The organism is Mesorhizobium sp. M0478 (assembly GCF_040321305.1).
In the GTDB taxonomy this organism is placed as follows: Bacteria; Pseudomonadota; Alphaproteobacteria; order Rhizobiales; family Rhizobiaceae; genus Mesorhizobium.
Genome location: NZ_JAMYRH010000006.1, coordinates 160,869 through 177,804, shown reverse-complemented (window position 1 = coordinate 177,804; position 16,936 = coordinate 160,869). Strand labels below are relative to the sequence as shown.

Annotated in this window: 16 protein-coding genes; 8 read left to right on the top strand and 8 right to left on the bottom strand. The window is 64.0% G+C overall.

Annotation, left to right across the window (positions count from 1 at the left end; all coding sequences use genetic code 11):
- Window positions 1-72: 72 nt before the first annotated feature.
- The 5 genes from NKI64_RS16755 (at window position 73) to NKI64_RS16735 (ending at window position 6,272) form a co-directional block, all read left to right on the top strand.
- Window positions 73-1,248 (top strand): MFS transporter, encoded by a 1,176-nt coding sequence (locus NKI64_RS16755; RefSeq protein ID WP_352668839.1) that lies wholly within the window; start codon window positions 73-75, stop codon window positions 1,246-1,248.
- A gap of 108 nt (window positions 1,249-1,356) precedes the next feature.
- Window positions 1,357-2,517 (top strand): MFS transporter, encoded by a 1,161-nt coding sequence (locus tag NKI64_RS16750; RefSeq protein ID WP_502901381.1) that lies wholly within the window; start codon window positions 1,357-1,359, stop codon window positions 2,515-2,517.
- Window positions 2,518-2,627: 110 nt separating this feature from the next.
- Window positions 2,628-4,685 (top strand): prolyl oligopeptidase family serine peptidase, encoded by a 2,058-nt coding sequence (locus tag NKI64_RS16745; RefSeq protein ID WP_502901383.1) that lies wholly within the window; start codon window positions 2,628-2,630, stop codon window positions 4,683-4,685.
- Between the two features lie 32 nt (window positions 4,686-4,717).
- Window positions 4,718-4,840 (top strand): hypothetical protein, encoded by a 123-nt coding sequence (locus NKI64_RS16740; protein ID WP_023670422.1) that lies wholly within the window; start codon window positions 4,718-4,720, stop codon window positions 4,838-4,840.
- A 52-nt stretch (window positions 4,841-4,892) separates the two neighbouring features.
- Complete coding sequence (locus NKI64_RS16735) at window positions 4,893-6,272, top strand: aspartate aminotransferase family protein (protein WP_023696467.1); 1,380 nt, start codon at window positions 4,893-4,895, stop codon at window positions 6,270-6,272.
- A 426-nt stretch (window positions 6,273-6,698) separates the two neighbouring features.
- On the opposite strand, the gene mmsB is transcribed toward NKI64_RS16735, so the two are convergent.
- The 3 genes from mmsB to NKI64_RS16720 form a co-directional block, all read right to left on the bottom strand.
- Window positions 6,699-7,583 carry a 3-hydroxyisobutyrate dehydrogenase gene (mmsB, locus tag NKI64_RS16730; protein WP_023725615.1) on the bottom strand — a complete coding sequence of 295 codons (885 nt, stop codon included), beginning with the start codon at window positions 7,581-7,583 and terminating at the stop codon, window positions 6,699-6,701.
- Window positions 7,584-7,660: 77 nt separating this feature from the next.
- Entirely contained in the window at window positions 7,661-8,029 is a 369-nt protein-coding gene (locus NKI64_RS16725) for a four helix bundle protein (protein ID WP_023725616.1), read from the bottom strand.
- A 14-nt stretch (window positions 8,030-8,043) separates the two neighbouring features.
- Complete coding sequence (locus tag NKI64_RS16720) at window positions 8,044-9,213, bottom strand: isobutyryl-CoA dehydrogenase (protein WP_023725617.1); 1,170 nt, start codon at window positions 9,211-9,213, stop codon at window positions 8,044-8,046.
- Between the two features lie 149 nt (window positions 9,214-9,362).
- Here NKI64_RS16720 and NKI64_RS16715 point away from each other — a divergent pair, with 149 nt between their 5' ends.
- Both NKI64_RS16715 and NKI64_RS16710 read left to right on the top strand, forming a co-directional pair.
- Complete coding sequence (locus NKI64_RS16715) at window positions 9,363-9,971, top strand: dimethylsulfonioproprionate lyase family protein (protein ID WP_352459147.1); 609 nt, start codon at window positions 9,363-9,365, stop codon at window positions 9,969-9,971.
- Window positions 9,972-9,973: 2 nt separating this feature from the next.
- Window positions 9,974-11,449 carry a cobyric acid synthase gene (locus NKI64_RS16710; RefSeq protein ID WP_352668832.1) on the top strand — a complete coding sequence of 492 codons (1,476 nt, stop codon included), beginning with the start codon at window positions 9,974-9,976 and terminating at the stop codon, window positions 11,447-11,449.
- Between the two features lie 148 nt (window positions 11,450-11,597).
- On the opposite strand, the gene NKI64_RS16705 is transcribed toward NKI64_RS16710, so the two are convergent.
- Both NKI64_RS16705 and NKI64_RS16700 read right to left on the bottom strand, forming a co-directional pair.
- Window positions 11,598-11,768 carry a hypothetical protein gene (locus tag NKI64_RS16705; protein ID WP_023670429.1) on the bottom strand — a complete coding sequence of 57 codons (171 nt, stop codon included), beginning with the start codon at window positions 11,766-11,768 and terminating at the stop codon, window positions 11,598-11,600.
- Between the two features lie 52 nt (window positions 11,769-11,820).
- Window positions 11,821-12,606, bottom strand: coding sequence for a TSUP family transporter (locus NKI64_RS16700; protein WP_023707858.1), 786 nt, complete (start codon window positions 12,604-12,606; stop codon window positions 11,821-11,823).
- Between the two features lie 196 nt (window positions 12,607-12,802).
- On the opposite strand from NKI64_RS16700, the gene NKI64_RS16695 reads away from it, so the two are divergent.
- Window positions 12,803-13,234, top strand: coding sequence for a TerB family tellurite resistance protein (locus NKI64_RS16695; RefSeq protein WP_352652009.1), 432 nt, complete (start codon window positions 12,803-12,805; stop codon window positions 13,232-13,234).
- 115 nt (window positions 13,235-13,349) lie between these two features.
- On the opposite strand, the gene NKI64_RS16690 is transcribed toward NKI64_RS16695, so the two are convergent.
- The 3 genes from NKI64_RS16690 to NKI64_RS16680 are packed head-to-tail and all read right to left on the bottom strand — an operon-like array spanning window position 13,350 to window position 16,782.
- Window positions 13,350-14,972, bottom strand: coding sequence for an ABC transporter ATP-binding protein (locus NKI64_RS16690; protein WP_352668829.1), 1,623 nt, complete (start codon window positions 14,970-14,972; stop codon window positions 13,350-13,352).
- A complete protein-coding gene (locus NKI64_RS16685; protein WP_023670433.1) occupies window positions 14,969-15,838 on the bottom strand; it encodes an ABC transporter permease in 870 nt (289 codons plus the stop codon). Before NKI64_RS16685 ends, NKI64_RS16690 begins: the two co-directional genes overlap by 4 nt.
- Entirely contained in the window at window positions 15,835-16,782 is a 948-nt protein-coding gene (locus tag NKI64_RS16680; protein WP_352668827.1) for an ABC transporter permease, read from the bottom strand. Before NKI64_RS16680 ends, NKI64_RS16685 begins: the two co-directional genes overlap by 4 nt.
- Window positions 16,783-16,936: the final 154 nt, after the last annotated feature.

Sequence of the window (16,936 nt, the reverse complement as noted above, 5' to 3'; positions counted from 1 at the left end):
CCTTTCCCTAAATCGAACCGCTAGCTCAGTGGTTTGCCGCTGGATGGGCCGGCAATTCATGTGGAAGGCATCATGGCTGCGACCGGTTCGAGCGATGGCGAAGCGGGGACGCAATGGGCGGCGCTTGCCGGCGTAACTGCCGCCCTCGCGATGTTCGGTGCGGCGCAAGGGCTGAGCTCGCCGCTGTTTACGCTGCTGATGCAGAAGCAAGGCATGTCGCCGGCGCTGATCGGCTTGTCGGCAGCGATGATGCCGCTTGGTCTGATCCTTTCGGCCTCGTTCGTGCCGGCAGCCGTTCGGCTGGTCGGCGCGCGCAACCTGGCTGTGGGTTGCTCATTGATTGGGGCGCTGTGCTTCCTCGGCATCGGCTACCTGCAGGACTGGGTGGGCTGGTTCGTCATCCGCTTCATCATCGGTATCGTCATCAACCCGCTCTATATACTGGGCGAAGTATGGGCGCTGTCGCTGGCGCCGCCGTCGCGCCGCGGCAGGGTGATGGGGGCATTCAACACCGTGCTGGGCGCTGGCTATGCTGCGGGGCCTTTGGTCCTGACCGCGGTAGGGATATCGGGCTGGGTTCCTTTCCTGGTCGGCATGGCCGGCTTCATCATGTGCGCCGCGATCCTTCGTGCTGTTTCGTCAAGCCTCGCCGGCTTCGAGGATGACGGCCAATTGCCCGGCGGCTTTTTCGGTTTCGCCAGGCTGGCGCCGGCGCTGTTGTTTGCCGTGCTGGTTTCGGCGGCGGTCCAGCAGGGCACCTACGCATTGATGCCGGTCTTCGGTGCTGCCTATGGCCTGCCCGAAAGGACGCTGGCGGCCCTGGTGATGGCACTGTCGCTGGGAAACATCTTCCTGCAAATCCCGCTCGGCCTGCTTGCCGAGCGTTTCGGCGGGCGGGCGATGATCATCTTCTGTGCGTTGGCGACAACGGCCTGCGCGGTTTTGCTGCCGTTGCTGATCACGACGCCGGCGATCTGGCTCGTCCTTCTCGTCATGGGAGCGGTCGGCTATGGCGTCTACACCATGGCGCTGGTGGAGCTCGGCAGCCGCTTCAAGGGAACCGTGCTGGTCGCCGGTAACGCCGCCTTTGCCTTGATGTGGGGCGCCGGCGGCATTGTCGGCCCGCCCGGCGCCGGTGCGCTGATGCAGGTCATCGGTCCGCTCGGCCTGCCGGTGGTAATCGCCGGACTCGACGCGCTGCTGGTGAGCTTCGCGCTCTACCGATCGTTCAAGCGCCAAAACTCCTGACGGCCCAAAAGCTCCTGACAGGCCTTGTCTGGAGCAAACGGTTTTTCGCGGGGCGGGGCTTACCCGCGTCGGACAGAAAAGCTAGTCCTGAACCTGGTTTAGGTGCCAATGGTGAACCTGGCGGAAGCTGACAACGAGAAGATGCAGTGGGCGGCGATCAGCGGCGTGATCGCGACCGTCTCGGTGTTCGCCATCGCGCAAGGCCTGTCCTATCCGCTGCTGAGCTTCATCCTGCAACGCCAGGGCGTTTCGCCGGCCATCATCGGGCTCTCGGCGGCAATGACGCCGATCGGCTTCATTGTCTCGTCGCCGCTGATCCCGGCACTGGCGCGCCGGTTCGGGGCAGGGCGCACCGCGCTTACCTGCGCGGCGCTTTCGGCGATCGTTCTGGCGCTGATCGGGTGGATGCAGAATGTCTATCTGTGGTTTCCGCTGCGCTTCCTGATCGGGGTGGTGACCAATCCGCTCTATGTCTTGAGCGAAATCTGGGTCATTGCACTGGCGCCGCCATCGCGCCGCGGTCGCGTCATGGGTGTCTATTCAACCATCATCTCGGCCGGCTTCGCTGCCGGGCCGCTCTGCCTGCTCGCTGTCGGCACCGTGGGATGGCCGCCATTCCTGGTGGGGATCGCCGCCTTCATCTTCTGCGGCGCCTGCCTGGGGCTGGTGCTGCCGCGACTGCCGAAGGTCGACGAAGCCGGGCGCAGGGTTTCGGTCATGGGCTTCATGCCACTGGCATGGCTATTGCTGTCGGCGGTGGTCGTTGCCGCCGGTTTCGAACAGGGCGTGCTGGCGCTGCTGCCGGTCTACGGCACGCACTATGGCATCGTGGAAGCGCGCATGTCGGCGCTGCTGTCGGTGATGATCGCAGGTAATATCGCCATGCAGGTGCCGCTCGGCTTGCTGGCGGAACGGCTGACGGCGCGGCTGGTGCGATTCGTCTGCGTCGTGGTGACGGTGCTGGGCTGCGTGCTGCTGCCGCTGCTGATCGAGACGCCGTTGATCTGGCCTTGCGTCTTTATCTGGGGCGCGGTCTCCTATGGCATCTACACCATGTCGATCATCGAGCTCGGCGAGCGCTTTACCGGCTCGGCGCTGGTCGCCGGCAATGCCGCCTTCTCCCTGATGTGGGGCGTCGGCGGCATCGTGGTGCCGCCGCTGGCGGGTGGCGTCATGGATGTGATCGGCGCCTCCGGCCTGCCGATCACGCTGGGCACGATTTGTCTGGCACTGGCTGTGGCCACGGTCCTGCGCCGGCGGATGGTTTGAGGCCGCATTCCCCCGATGACCTGACGTCACCATCTTGAATAAAACCGCTTGCAACGCGATGTAGGCAGGGCTGCCCGCCACTAGCCTGGAGACCATGCGTGACCCAATCGATGACAAAACGCCAGACGGATGCCACCGCGGAGGACAAGTTCCTCTGGCTGGAGGACCGGACCAGCAAGGAATCGCTCGACTGGGTGCATCGCCAGAACCAGATCACCGTGGCCGAACTACAGGGCGATCCGTCCTACCAGGCGGCCTTCGAGACGGCGCTCGACCTGATGACGGCCGAGGACAACATTGCGGTCGGTGCCGCGCTCAACGGCCAAGTCTATAATTTCTGGCAGGACAAGACCAACGTGCTCGGCCTCTGGCGCCGCACGACGGTTGCTTCCTACAAGACCGAGAAGCCTGTGTGGGAGACGATCATCGACTTCGACGTGCTGTCGGCCAAGGAGGGGGTGAAGTGGGTGTTCAGCGGCGCCAGCCGCCTTTACCCCGATTTCAACCTTTGCCTGGTGGCGATGTCGCCGGATGGCGGCGATGCCAGCGAGATGCGGGAATTCGACATCGAGACCAAATCATTCATCGAGGGCGGCTTCCGCGCTCCGGCCTCGAAATCCGGTTTTTCCTGGCTGGACAAGGACACGGTCATTGTCTCGGCTGCCTTCGATGAAGACGACAAGACCCAGTCCGGCTATCCGCGCGTCGTCAAGCTGTGGAAGCGCGGTACCCGGTTGGAGGAGGCGACGCCGATCTTCGAGGCCGAGAAGCAGGATCTCGCGGCCGGCGCGGGGGTCGAGCATGATGGCGACAGGCAGTATTTGTTTCTGGCCCGCACGATCGCCTTCTTCTCCTCGCACAGTTTTCTGCGCCTGCCGTCGGGCGAAAACCGCCGCATCCCGTTGCCCGACGATGTCACCGACACCGCGCTGTTCAAGGGCCGGTTGGTGTTCGGGGTGCGCAGCCCATGGACGGCGCCGGGCGGCACTGAGTGCTTGCCGGACGGCCTCTATTCCTTCGATTTCGAACACTGGATCGACACCGGCGACCTGGGCCCTGTTGAAACCATGCTCGCGCCAGCGCACCGTGTTTCGGTCGCCGGCATTGCCCGCACTCAGGACCGGCTGTTCATCAATCTGATGGACAATGTGCGCGGCAAGGTCGTTGTCGCCGAGCGCAGCGGCGACCGCTGGTCGCTGAAGCCGGTGGCGCTGCCCGAGAACGGCAATGTCGGCATCGCGCATGCCGAGCATTTCGGTTCCAGCGTCTCCTTCTCCTTCACCGATTTCCTGACGCCGAGTTCGATCATCTGGTCGGATGATAACGGGGCGACGCTGGCCACCGTGAAATCGCAGCCGGCTCGGTTCGACGCCGCGCCGCTGGTCTCCGAACAGTTCGAGGCGCGCTCGAAGGACGGCACAATGGTCCCGTATTTCGTCGTCAGGCGGCGCGACCAGAAGGGTCCGGTGCCGACGCTGCTCTACGGCTATGGCGGCTTCGAAATACCGCTGCTGCCCGGCTATGCCGGCGTGCGCGGCAGGCTGTGGCTGGAAAAGGGCAACGCCTATGTGCAGGCCTGCATCCGCGGTGGCGGCGAGTTCGGGCCGGCCTGGCATCAGGCCGCGCTGAAGGGCAATCGCCAGACTGCCTTCGACGATTTCGCCGCGGTGGCGCAGGACGTCGTCAGGCGCGGCATAGCCACGGCTGCTTCCCTCGGCATCCAGGGCGGCTCGAATGGCGGCCTGCTTACCGGCGTTTCCCTGACGCAGCATCCCGAACTGTTCGGCGCCGTCATCATCGAGGTGCCGCTGCTCGACATGCTGCGCTACACCGAACTGCCGCCAGGCGCCTCGTGGATCGGCGAATATGGCGATCCGGCAAAACCGGAAGAGGCCAACTGGCTCGCCGCCTATTCGCCGTACCATCATGTCTCGGCCGATGCCGTCTATCCCCCGGTGCTGCTCACGACATCAACCGCCGACGACCGCGTCCATCCCGGCCATGCCCGCAAGATGGCGGCGAAGCTGCAGGAAGCAGGTCACGGCAAGACGTTGTTCTTCGAGGAGACGGAAGGCGGCCATGGCGGGCGCGGCGACCGCCGGCCGCAAGCGGCGCAAACCGCCATGAAATACGTGTTCCTGCAAAGGGTATTGAGCGGCACCGCTTGAATTCCGGGCCTCGGGCGGCATAGACTGCCGCCATGGTCTACATGAGCACATCCGGCGCCTTCGGGGTCGCGGTGACACCGTCGCCGCGCACGCTGCGCGCCGAACTGCTCAGGCTGTGCGCCCGCATCGGCTATTCGCCGCCCGCCGTCCTCTGACGAAGTCGCCCCGGCAGCTTGCCGGTTTGATTCCAGAGGAAAGAGCAAACCCATGACTTACCAGAACTATTCGCTGAAGCAGCTTCAGCAGATTGACGCCGCGCATCATCTGCATCCCTTCACCGACCACAGGGAATTGCGCGAGACCGGCTCGCGCATCATCACCCACGCCAACGGCCCGTTCATCTACGATGCCGACGGCACCGAAATACTCGACGGCATGGCCGGGCTGTGGTGCGTCAATGTCGGCTATGGCCGCGACGAGCTGGCCGACGCCGCTTACGCGCAGATGAAGGAATTGCCCTACTATAATTCCTTCTTCAAATGCTCGACGCCGACGCCCGTGCTGCTGTCGAAGAAGCTGGCCGAGCTGGCGCCCAAGGGCATCAGCCAGGTTTTCTACGGCTCCTCCGGCTCGGAGGCCAACGACACGGCGCTGCGGCTCGTGCGCCACTATTGGGTGCTGGAAGGCAAACCGGAGAAGAACCGCATCATCTCGCGCAAGTCGGCCTATCACGGCTCGACCGTCGCCGGCACGTCGCTCGGCGGCATGGATTTGATGCACAAGCAACTCGGCGGGGCGGTTCCCAACATCGTCCATGTGATGATGCCCTATGCCTATGAGTTGGGGCTGCCCGGCGAAAGCGACCATGATTTCGGCCTGCGCGCCGCCAAGGCGGTCGAGGATGCCATTCTGGAGGCCGGCGCCGACAAGGTCGCGGCCTTCATCGGCGAGCCGGTGATGGGGGCGGGCGGGGTGAAGATACCGCCGATGAGCTACTGGCCGGAAGTGCAGCGAATCTGCCGCAAATACGATGTGCTTTTGATGCTGGACGAGGTCATCACCGGCTATGGCCGCACCGGCGAATGGTTTGCGGCGCAGACCTTCGGCATCGAGCCGGACACCATCACCACGGCCAAGGCACTGACCTCGGGCTATCAGCCGCTGTCGGCGCTGCTGGTCGGCGACCGTATCGCGGCGACGCTGGTCGAAAAGGGCGGCGAATTCTACCACGGCTATACCTATTCGGGTCACCCGGTGGCGTGCGCGGTGGCGCTGAAGAATCTCGAGATCATGGAGCGAGAAGGCCTAGTCGACAGGGTCAGGAACGACACTGGACCTTACTTCGCCCAGGCGCTGCAGGAGCGCATTGCCGGCCACGAACTGGTCGGCGAGGTGCGATCGATCGGGCTGATGGGAGCGGTCGAGATCGTCAAGGACAAGGCGACCAAGGAGCGCTTCCTGCCGGCGGGCAGTGCCGCCGTCACCGTCCGCGACCACGCCATCGCGCAAGGCCTGATGCTGCGCGCCACCGGCGACACGATGATCCTGTCGCCGCCGCTGATCTGGACCCGCGCGACGATCGACATGGCTTGCGATCGCATCGCCAAAGCGCTGGATCTGGCGCAAGCGGATTTGCGCAAGAAGTAGATGGAACGACAGCCGGACGCCTTGCAATCAGGGCGCCCGGACTGTGCGCCTGCTTATCGTCAGGGTCGAAGGGGTCAGCGCACCGATCGTGCTGGTCAATGAAGACCATCAGGCAATTCCGAACGCTGCAATCGGAATATAATTCAGACCGAACAGTATAGGACTGCAAAACGCAAAAAACCGCGCTCCATCGGAACGCGGCTTTGCCAGATACGCATGGCATTTCGCCAACAATACACTTGCGAAACTTACGGGCTCCGGTACGCGAGACCTGATCCGGAGCGCCGGGCGGATGCGATGTGTCCGCCTCGCCATCCGTTATATAGGCACATCGTTACCGCCGGGTTATCGAGAGCTTAAGCAAATCTAAATTTGCAATTTTTCCGCGCAATAAAAATCGAGAAAAGCGCTGCCAAATTTCGAAACTTATAGAGAACTGCCGCGAAGGAAATTTATGATGCCGGAAAAATCGTCGCCGCCATTTCCCTGGGCGTTGAACAGCGCATAAAGCTGGGCCGCTTCGGCCCCCATCGGCGTCACCGCGCCGGCGCTTTGGGCGGCTTCCTGCGCCAGTTTCAGGTCCTTCAGCATGAGTGCCGCGGCAAAGCCCGGTTTGTAGTCGCGGTTGGCGGGTGAGGCCGGCACGGGACCCGGCACCGGGCAGTAGGTGGTCAGCGACCAGCACTGGCCCGACGAGGTCGAGGCAACGTCGAACAGGGCCTGATGCGAGAGGCCGAGCTTTTCGGCCAGCACGAAGGCCTCTGCGACGCCGATCATCGAAATGCCGAGCATCATGTTGTTGCAGATTTTGGCTGCCTGACCGGCGCCGTCGTCGCCGCAATGGACGATGCGGCCTGCCATCGGCTTCAGGACCGGTTCGGCCTTGGCGAAGGCATCCTTGGCGCCGCCGGCCATGAAGGTTAGCGTTCCCGCAGCAGCACCGCCGGTGCCGCCGGAGACGGGGGCGTCGATCGAATGCAGCCCTTGCTTCCTTGCTACGGCATGCGCCTTGCGGGCCGACTCGACATCGATGGTCGAGGAATCAATGAACAGGGCGCCTGGTTTGGCCTTGGGTGCGATGTCCTCGTAGACCGAGAGCACGTGCTTGCCGGCGGGAAGCATGGTGATCACGACATCGGCGTCCTTCACCGCCGCCACGGCATTCGCCATGACAATGACGCCATGCTCGCGGGCGACGGTGAGGTTTTCCGGCATCAGGTCAAAGCCGTGCACCGCGTGCCCCGCCTTGACGAGATTGGCAGCCATCGGATTGCCCATATTTCCGAGACCAATGAAGGCGATGGTGGTCATAGCGGTGCTCCATGATGAGTAGGCAGTAGGCAGTAGGCAGTAGGCAGTAGGCAGTAGGCAGTAGGCAGTAGGGCGACCTATTCGGGTGCGAGTTTGATAACAAGTTGGCGAAGCATCTTTCCGATGGCCTCGGCCGCCAGAAGCAGGTGCTCAGCTTGCCCATGCGTGGCAACGCCAATGCGTTGAGCGATTTGGAGGTGTGTCTCGAACTCCTTCAGCGAGCCTTGGGCTGTCCTGAGAAATTGCTGATAGGAGCCTCGGTTGTCTCGGCCATAGCCTTCCGCGATGTTTGCAGGGATAGAGGTTGCTGAACGGCGGATTTGGCTGGTCAGCCCATACAATTCCTCTTTGGGCCATGTCTTGGTCAATGAGTAGGTGCTGACAGCCAGATCCATCGCCTGCTGCCATACGATAAGATCCTTGTACGAGTTGATCTTGCCGGTCATCCTTTGCCTACTGCCTACTGCCGTCCAATCAACGCCCGCGCGATGATGACGCGCATGATCTCGTTGGTGCCTTCGAGGATCTGGTGGACGCGCAGGTCGCGCACCAGTTTTTCGATACCGTAATCATGAAGATAGCCATAACCGCCATGCAGCTGCAGCGCCTCGTTGGCGACGTTGAAGCCGATGTCGGTGACGAAGCGCTTGGCCATGGCCGACCATTTGCCGGCATCCGACGCCTTGCGGTCGAGTTTCGAGGCGGCGGCGTAGAGAAAGATCCGCGCTGCCTGCAATTCGGTCTCCATGTCGGCCAACCTGAACTGCAGCGCCTGGAACTGGTTGATCTTCGAGCCGAAAGCCTTGCGCTCGGCGGTATAGGACAGCGCCTTGTCGAGCGCAGATTGCGCGCCGCCGAGCGAACAGGCAGCGATGTTGAGGCGGCCGCCGTCAAGGCCGGCCATGGCGATGCCGAAACCTGCGCCTTCCCCCGACAGCAGGTTTGCAGCCGGCACCTTGCAGTCCTCGAAGATCACCTGGCGGGTCGACTGCATGTGCCAGCCCATCTTGTGCTCGTTGGCGCCGAAGGACAGGCCGGGCGCATCCTTCGGCACGACGAAGGTGGAAATGCCCTTCGGCCCGTCGGCGCCGGTGCGCGCCATGACGACATAGAGGTCGCTGTCGCCGGCCCCGGAGATGAACTGCTTGGCGCCGTTAAGCACATAGTCGTCGCCGCTCTTCACCGCGCGCGTCGTCAGCGCCGCGGCATCCGAGCCTGAGCCCGGCTCGGTCAGGCAGTAGCTCGCCAGCCATTCCATCGAGGTCAGCTTCGGCAGGAAGCGTTGGCGCTGCTCGTCGTCGCCGAAGCGGTCGATCATCGACGCCGCCATATTGTGGATCGAGATGAAGGAGGAAAACGCCGGATCGGCGTGCGACAGTGCCTCGAAGATCAGCACGGCGTCGAGCCGGCCGAGCGCCGAGCCGCCGACATCGTCCCTGACATAGATGCCGCCAAGGCCAAGCGGGCCGGTCTCGCGGATTACATCGGCGGGAAAGTGTCTTGCCCGGTCCCATTCGAGCGCATTGGGCGCAACGCGATCGGCGGCGAAGGCCTGTGCCATCTCCTGGATGGCGCGCTGCTCCTCATTGAGTTCGAACTGACTGGTGCTCGCATCGACCGCGGCGTCCATGGCGTGCTCCCTGTGTTTCCCCATTTGGGGTTGGCTTGCTGGCCTGTTGTTTTTGGCTTTGCGCGCCGCTCAATCTAGACCAATGATGCCGCCGCGCAACCCGGCTCGCCGCGCAGCCGCTGTGCATGAATGGATCAACGGAGCATTGCGTGCCGACATATTTCGACGAATTGCTCGACCGCTTCCATGCCTATCTCCGGGGCGTGGACAACGCGCTGGTGCGGGACGCCGTGACCCGGATCGGCTGGAATATGACGGCGCGCGTGCTCGAAGCGCATCCGCTGCCTTGCCTTGGTCTGCTCGACCGCATTGTCGAACTGGCGCCGCCGGACCCGCAGCCTCTGGTGCAACTGCTGGCGGAGCGTCGTGACGATCTGTGCTGGGGGCAGACCTACAACGCGAGCGATTTTGGTGAAGCGTTCTTGCAAAAATACGGCTGGCTGGAGGTGTTTGGCACGCGCGGCCATTTCGCCAATGAAGAGGTCGCGGCCGGATTGCTGATCCTGGGACCCGGCATCACCTATCCCGACCATCATCACATTGCCGAGGAGATCTACATTCCGCTGACCGGCGGCACCGAATGGCGCATGGGCGAGGGCGGCTTTCACATCCGCCAGGCGGGCGAAATTATCCATCACGCCTCCAATGTCAGCCATGCCATGCGCACCGGCAGCGAACCGTTGCTGGCGCTCTACATCTGGCGCGGCGGGCCGCTGTCGCAGAAGTCGACCGTTTCCGGCGCGCAGGGCAGGGGCTGAGCATGGCCAAGGCGATCATGCTGCAAGGCACGGGTTCGGATGTCGGCAAGACGGTGCTGGTGGCGGGGCTCTGCCGCGCGGCCAGGAATCGCGGGCTGAAAGTCAGGCCGTTCAAGCCGCAGAACATGTCGAACAATGCCGCCGTCGCCGACATTCCGGGCGACGACCGCCCCGGCGGCGGCGAGATTGGCCGTGGGCAATGGCTGCAAGCGCTGGCGTGTGGTGTTCAGCCGACCGTGCATATGAATCCGGTGCTGCTCAAACCCCAGAGCGATATCGGTTCGCAGGTGATCGTGCAGGGCAAGGTGTTCGGCGAGGCGCGAGCGCGCGACTACCAGACAATGAAAGCGGGGCTGATGGACGCCGTGCTGGAGTCCTGGACGAAGGTCGGTGAGGGCGCCGATCTGGTCGTCGTCGAGGGCGCCGGATCGCCGGCCGAAATCAACCTGCGCAGCCGCGACATCGCCAATATGGGCTTTGCCACGCGCGCCGACATGCCGGTCATCCTGGTCGGCGACATCGACCGCGGTGGCGTCATCGCTTCGGTCGCCGGCACGCATCTGATCCTGCCGGAGGAAGACAGGCGCATGATCGTCGGCTACCTCATCAATAAGTTCCGCGGCGATGTCTCGCTGTTCGACGACGGCATCCGGTCGATCGAAAGCTTCACCGGCTGGCGCTGCTTTGGCGTCGTGCCGTGGCTGAAGGCGGCGGCGCGATTGCCTTCGGAGGATTCGGTCGTGCTCGAACGCCTGGCATCGGGCGAGAAGCGGGCGTTGAAGGTCGCCGTGCCGATGCTTGGCCGCATCGCCAATTTCGACGACCTCGACCCGCTCAAGGCCGAGCCGCAGGTCGAAGTGGTGTTCGTGCCGCCAGGGCAGCGCTTGCCGGAGGATGCCGGCCTGGTGGTCATTCCCGGTTCCAAATCGACGATCGGGGATCTCATGAAATTCCGCGAGAATGGCTGGGATCGCGATCTCCTCGCGCACCGCAAACGCGGCGGCCATATCGTCGGCATTTGCGGCGGTTTCCAGATGCTCGGCCGCCTGGTGCGCGATCCCGATGGCATCGAGGGCAGCGTCACCGAGGCGGAAGGTCTTGGTCTGCTCGACATCGAGACGGTGATGGAACCGGAAAAGACGGTGCGCAATGTCAGCGCGCGCTCGGTGCCGTTCGGCTTGGCGCTCGAGGGCTACGAAATCCATCTCGGCCGCACCACCGGGCCGGACATGGCGCGGCCGTCGGCTGTGATCAACGGCATCGACGACGGTGCCATTTCCGCCGATGGCAAGGTTTTTGGCAGCTATCTGCACGGCCTGTTTTCCGCCGACGCTTTCCGGGCGAGATTCCTGGAAAGCCTCGGCGTGAAAGGCGGCGGCGTCGACTATCGGGCGGACGTGGAAAACGCTCTGGACGAGATCGCAGCCGAACTGGAGCGCCATCTCGATTGCGATGCGATTTTTGGGTTAGCGAGGTAGGGCCGCCCATCGTTTCGTCATCCTCGGGTCTGCGCGTCCGCTTTGCTTCATGGTCATCCTTCCGCGCGGAAGAGCCTAACAGACCATGCATCCAAAGCAAAAGCGCCCGGCTTTGACCGGGCGCTTCGAATGCAGAAGTCGCGGGTGCCTAGGCGCCGCGCATCAGGCAGGCGGCGGCAAGCACGATGTATGCGATGAGGACAATCCACACCGCAGCCAGAGGAATGAACGCAAGAACGCCAAGCGCGGCGAGCACGCCGATGATGGCGATAACTAGGGATATGATGAAAACAAGCTGAGTGGGTGCACTAAGATTCATGTGTGGTCCCTCCAACATGATTCGTACAACGGCACTCTATCAGGCGTGAGGCTTATACACCAATCAGCTGGCGCAATGGGTTCGCCGGGTCGGCCAGCAGCTTCACCGCCAGCGACAGGCAGATGATCACCAGCAGCGGCTTGATCAGCCGGGCGCCGATGCGGATGGCAAGGCTGGCGCCGAGCCGGGCGCCGAGGAACTGGGCGACGCCCATCATCAGCCCGATCTTCCAGTAGACGACGCCGGCGACGGCAAAGACGATGAAGCCGCCAATGTTGGAGGCGAAATTGAGCAGCTTGGTGTGTGCCGTCGCCTTGAGCACGCCGAAGCCGGCAAGGCTGACGAAGGCCAGCATATAGAAGGAGCCGGCTCCCGGCCCGAACAGCCCGTCATAGAAGCCGACCAAAGGGGCGATGACCAGCCCGAACAGGAAGTGCGACAGGCGCTCGGCGCGGTCGACATCGTTCATGTTGGGTTTCACGGCGAAGTAGATCGCGATGGCGATCAAAAGCAGCGGCAGCAGCGCTCGCAGGAGATCACCCGGCACGAATGCCGCCAGCAAGGCGCCGACGGCACTGCCGGCAAGGGCCAGAAGCGCCGATGGCAGCTGTCGGCGCAGATCGACATGGCCATTCATGGCGTAGTGGATGGTCGCCGAAGCGGTGCCGAAAATGCCCTGCAGCTTGTTGGTTCCAAGTGCTGCGACCGGCGGGAAGCCGGCAAGCAGCAGGGCCGGGATGGTGATCAGCCCGCCGCCGCCGGCTATCGAATCGACAAAGCCGGCTGCAAAAGCGGCCAAGGCAAGCATGATGACGGTCTGGGTGGCGAGGTCGAGCATCGGGATTTTCTGAACATTCCGGCGGGAAAGGTGGTGCCGCGCCTTCTCATGGCCATCCGGTTTGCGCAAGGCCGATTCCGCGCTACGTCCATCCAAGCGCGTTGCGCTTGGATTTCCTGTGGTGCATGTCATTATCCCAATACCGCGGCGCAGTTTTGGGTCATGTGCGCTGGGCGGGCTCGGGAAAGGGACACTGTTGGCGATGGCATTGCTCGACCAGATACGCTCGATCTTCGATGGTGACCCCGGCGTGCGCAAGGTTGCCGACGACCCTGTGCTGTCGGCGGAACTCTTGATGCTGTTTCGCATGATCCTGGCCGACGGCTCGGTTTCGGAGAGCGAGATGGTCGCCTTCCGGCGCATCTGCAAGGACGCCTTCGGCATCCCGGAAAGCAGCATCGACGCGGTCATCGAATATCTCAATGATTTCGGCTACGAAACCAACGGTTCGCAAGCCATTGCGCTGTTCCGCGATCTCGATGTCGAACGGCGCAAGTTGCTGGCGCTCCACATGGCGGAGATCGCCAAAGCCGATTCCAAACTGGCCGAGAGCGAAGTGCGGCTGTTGCGCCGCACGCTCGATTTGCTCGACATCAGCCCGGTCGATGTGGTGAAGCCGGAGGAGTGAGGCAGACCAGGGGCAACGGCCGCCCAGCCGGGTCCCCGCTGCTTCGCAGCGTCCCAGCGTTTGTGACCTTTCATCGTGCCACTGGCACGATGAATTCGCTGCGCGAACCGGTCACTTACCCCTGTTCCTGCATACGGTGAGCGATCGCCCGATGCAGATCGGGCGCAGCCGCGACCAGCGCCCTGGCCGCCTCCGACTGCGGATGATCGAGCACGTCACCGGTCTTGCCGCGCTCGACGATCCTGCCGTCATGCATGACCAGCACCTCATCGGTGATGGCGCGGGCGACGGTCAAATCGTGGGTGATGAAGAGATAGCCGATGCCGAGCTTCTGGTTGAGCTCTGCGAACAGATCGAGGATCTGGGCGCGGATCGAGACGTCGAGCGCCGAGACCGGCTCGTCGGCGACGACCAGCTTCGGCCTGGTGATGATGGCGCGGGCGATCGACAGGCGCTGGCGCTGGCCGCCGGAAAACTCATGCGGATATTTGTCCATGTCGCTGGTGCCGAGGCCGACCTCGTGCAGCGCATGCGCCACCATCTCGCGCCGCTCAGCCGGTGTCGGCTTCGTCTCCAGTACATGCAGCGGCTCGGCGACCAGTTTTACGACCTTCTGGCGCGGGTCGAAAGAGCCGTAGGGATCCTGGAACACGACCTGCATGTCGCGCCGCGCGGCTTTGAGCTCCGCCTCGCTTTTGCCGGTTATGGTCTCGCCGCGAAAGCGGATCGTTCCCGATGTCGATTTGTCGAGCGCCAGGATCATGCGGGCAAGCGTTGACTTGCCGCAGCCGGAGCGGCCGACCAGCGCCACCGATTGGCCCGGCGCCAGCGACAAGGACACGTCGTCGACGGCGCGGATCGGAGCCGCTGACTTGAACAGGGAGGTGCGCCGGCCCGGATAGTCCCGTGTCACGCCTTCGACCTCAAGCAGCGGTTTGCCCTGGCCGGCGGCGTGAACCTTGGCGCGCGCGGGCACGTGCATGGAGGCCAGCGCCAGCTGGCGCGTGTAGGGATGCAGCTGTTCCGACAGCGTGCGTGCGGTGTCGCCGGCTTCCATCACCTCGCCATGGCGCAGGATGGTGATGCGGTCGGCCATTTCGGTGACGACCGCGAGATCGTGCGAGATCAACAGCAGGCCCATTCGGTTTTCGCTGACAAGGCCGCGCAAGAGGTCGAGGATCTGCGCCTGCAGCACCACGTCGAGCGCCGTGGTCGGCTCGTCGGCGATGAGCAGCTTGGGTTTCAATGCGCAGGCAATGGCGATGACGACGCGCTGGCGCTGGCCGCCCGACAGTTCGTGCGGATAGCGCGACAGCGGGAATTTGGCCTCCGGCAGGCCAACGCGGTCGAGCATTTTGCGCGCGCGGTCTTCGGCGTCGGCACGGCTTGCCCTAGTGTGCCAGCGTATGCCTTCGGCGACCTGCTCGCCGATGGTCTTGACCGGGTTGAGCGCCGTCATCGGCTCCTGGAACACCATGCCGATGTCGTCCCCACGCAGCGCGCACATCTGGTCCTCGGTTGCGGCCAGAATATCGATGCCGTCGAAGGTCACGCGGCCGGTGGCGCGCGCCGCATGCGGCAGAAGCTGCATGATGGTCAGCGCCGTCATCGATTTGCCGGAACCGGATTCGCCGACCAGGCCCATCACCTCGCCGGGCGCGACGGAGAGGTCGACCCCTTTGAGGATCGGCGTGTCGCCGACCGCCAGCGACAGGTTCTCGATCTGCAGCAGGCTCATCGCTGCCGCCGCGATTTCGGGTCGAGTATGTCGGCGATGCCGTCGCCGAGCAGATTGAGCCCAAGCACGGTGATGACGATGGCCATGCCGGGGAAGATGGCCATCCACGGCGCCACCACCATGCGCGTCTGGGCGTCGAACAGCATGCGGCCCCAGCTCGGCATTGGCGGCTGGGCGCCGAGGCCGACATAGGAGAGACCGGCTTCGGCCAAAATGCCGAGCGCGAACTGGATGGTGCCTTGCACCAGAAGCAGCGTGGCGATGTTGGGCAGCACGTGCTCGATTGTAATCTGCGTCTTGCTCTTGCCGGCGGCGCGCGCGGCGAGAATGAACTCGCGTGGCCAGATCGCCAGCGCGCCGGCGCGGGCGACGCGCGCAAACACCGGGATGTTGAAGATGCCGATGGCGATGATGGCGTTGATTGCGCCCGGTCCGAAGATGGCGGTGATCATGATCGCCGACAGCAGCGCCGGGAAGGCGAAGACGAGGTCGTTCAGCCGCATCAGCGCCTCGTCGACAAACCCGCCGCGCGCCGCGGCGAAGGCGCCGAGCGGCACGCCGACGCCCATGCCGATGCCGACCGCGACCAGCGCCACGGCAATCGAGTTGCGGGCGCCGACCATGATCATCGACAGGATGTCGCGGCCGAAATGATCGGTGCCGAACCAGTGCGCCGAAGAAGGCGCCAGCGTCTTGTCCGAGATCACCAGTTTGGTCACGTCGTAGGGCGTCCAGACGTAGGAGATGACCGCGATTGCAGCCACCAGCACCGTGATGGCGAAGCCGATGAGGAAGGAGCGGTTGCGGAAGGCCTTGGCCAGAATGCTGCCCAACGTCTCCTGCGGGATGTCGATGTGCAGCGTCATTGCCGGCCTCGAAGGCGCGGATCGACGATGGCGTAGGAGACGTCGACGACGAGGTTGACGGCAATGACGGCGACGACCAGCAGCATGACGATGCTTTCGACGACGATCAGGTCGCGCTGAGTGATCGCCTGGAACACCAGCCGTCCGAGGCCGGGGAGATAAAAGACGTTCTCGATGATGATGGTGCCGGCGAGCAGGAAGGCGAATTGCAGGCCCAGAATGGTCAGAACCGGGATCATCGCGTTGCGCAGCGCGTGCCGCCACAGCACGGCGCGATAGGGCAGGCCCTTGGCGCGGGCGGTGCGGATATAATCCTCGTTCAGCACCTCGAGCAGCGCGGAGCGGGCAACGCGCGCCAGGATCGCGGCCTGCGGCAGCGCAAGTGCTACGGCCGGCAGCAGCAGCGATTTCAGCGCCGGCCAGGCGCCGGCGCTCCAGCCGGGAAAGCCGCCGGCCGGCACCAGCCGCAGCCAGACGGCAAAGAGGTAGATCAGCATCAGCGCGAACCAGAAGTTCGGGATGGCGACGCCGAGCTGGGCGGCGCCCATGGCGATCGTGTCACCGGCCCGCCCGCGCCGGCTGGCGGAATAGAGCCCGACCGGGATGGCAATGATGGTCGACAGCGCCAGCGCGATCAGCGCCAGCGGCAGGGAAACCGCCATGCGCTCGCGTACAAGGTCGATGACCGGCACTGAATAAGTGTAGGAGCGGCCGAAATCGAGGCTGAGCAGACCGCCGACCCAGTGGAGGTAGCGCAGGAGAAGCGGCGCGTTGAGGCCCATCTGGTTGCGCAGGAGTTCGACCTGCTCGGCGCTGGCGTTGAGGCCCAGCATCAGCCGCGCCGGGTCGCCGGGCAGGATTTCGAGCACGGCGAAGACGACCATCGAGGCCAGGATCAAGGTTGCGACGGCAATGGCGAGGCGTTGGAGGAGGTAGGCGGTCATGGTGGAGGGAATGGTGCGTTGCCAAGTGCGATGACTGAGCAAAGGCAGCGTTCTGTCACACCCCCCTCTGTCCTGCCGGACCCGGCCCTTCGCTGTCGCTTCGGGCGTTCGTTGTTCGGAAAGCCAAGCAGTTGGCTTTCCGTCCGCTGCGCGG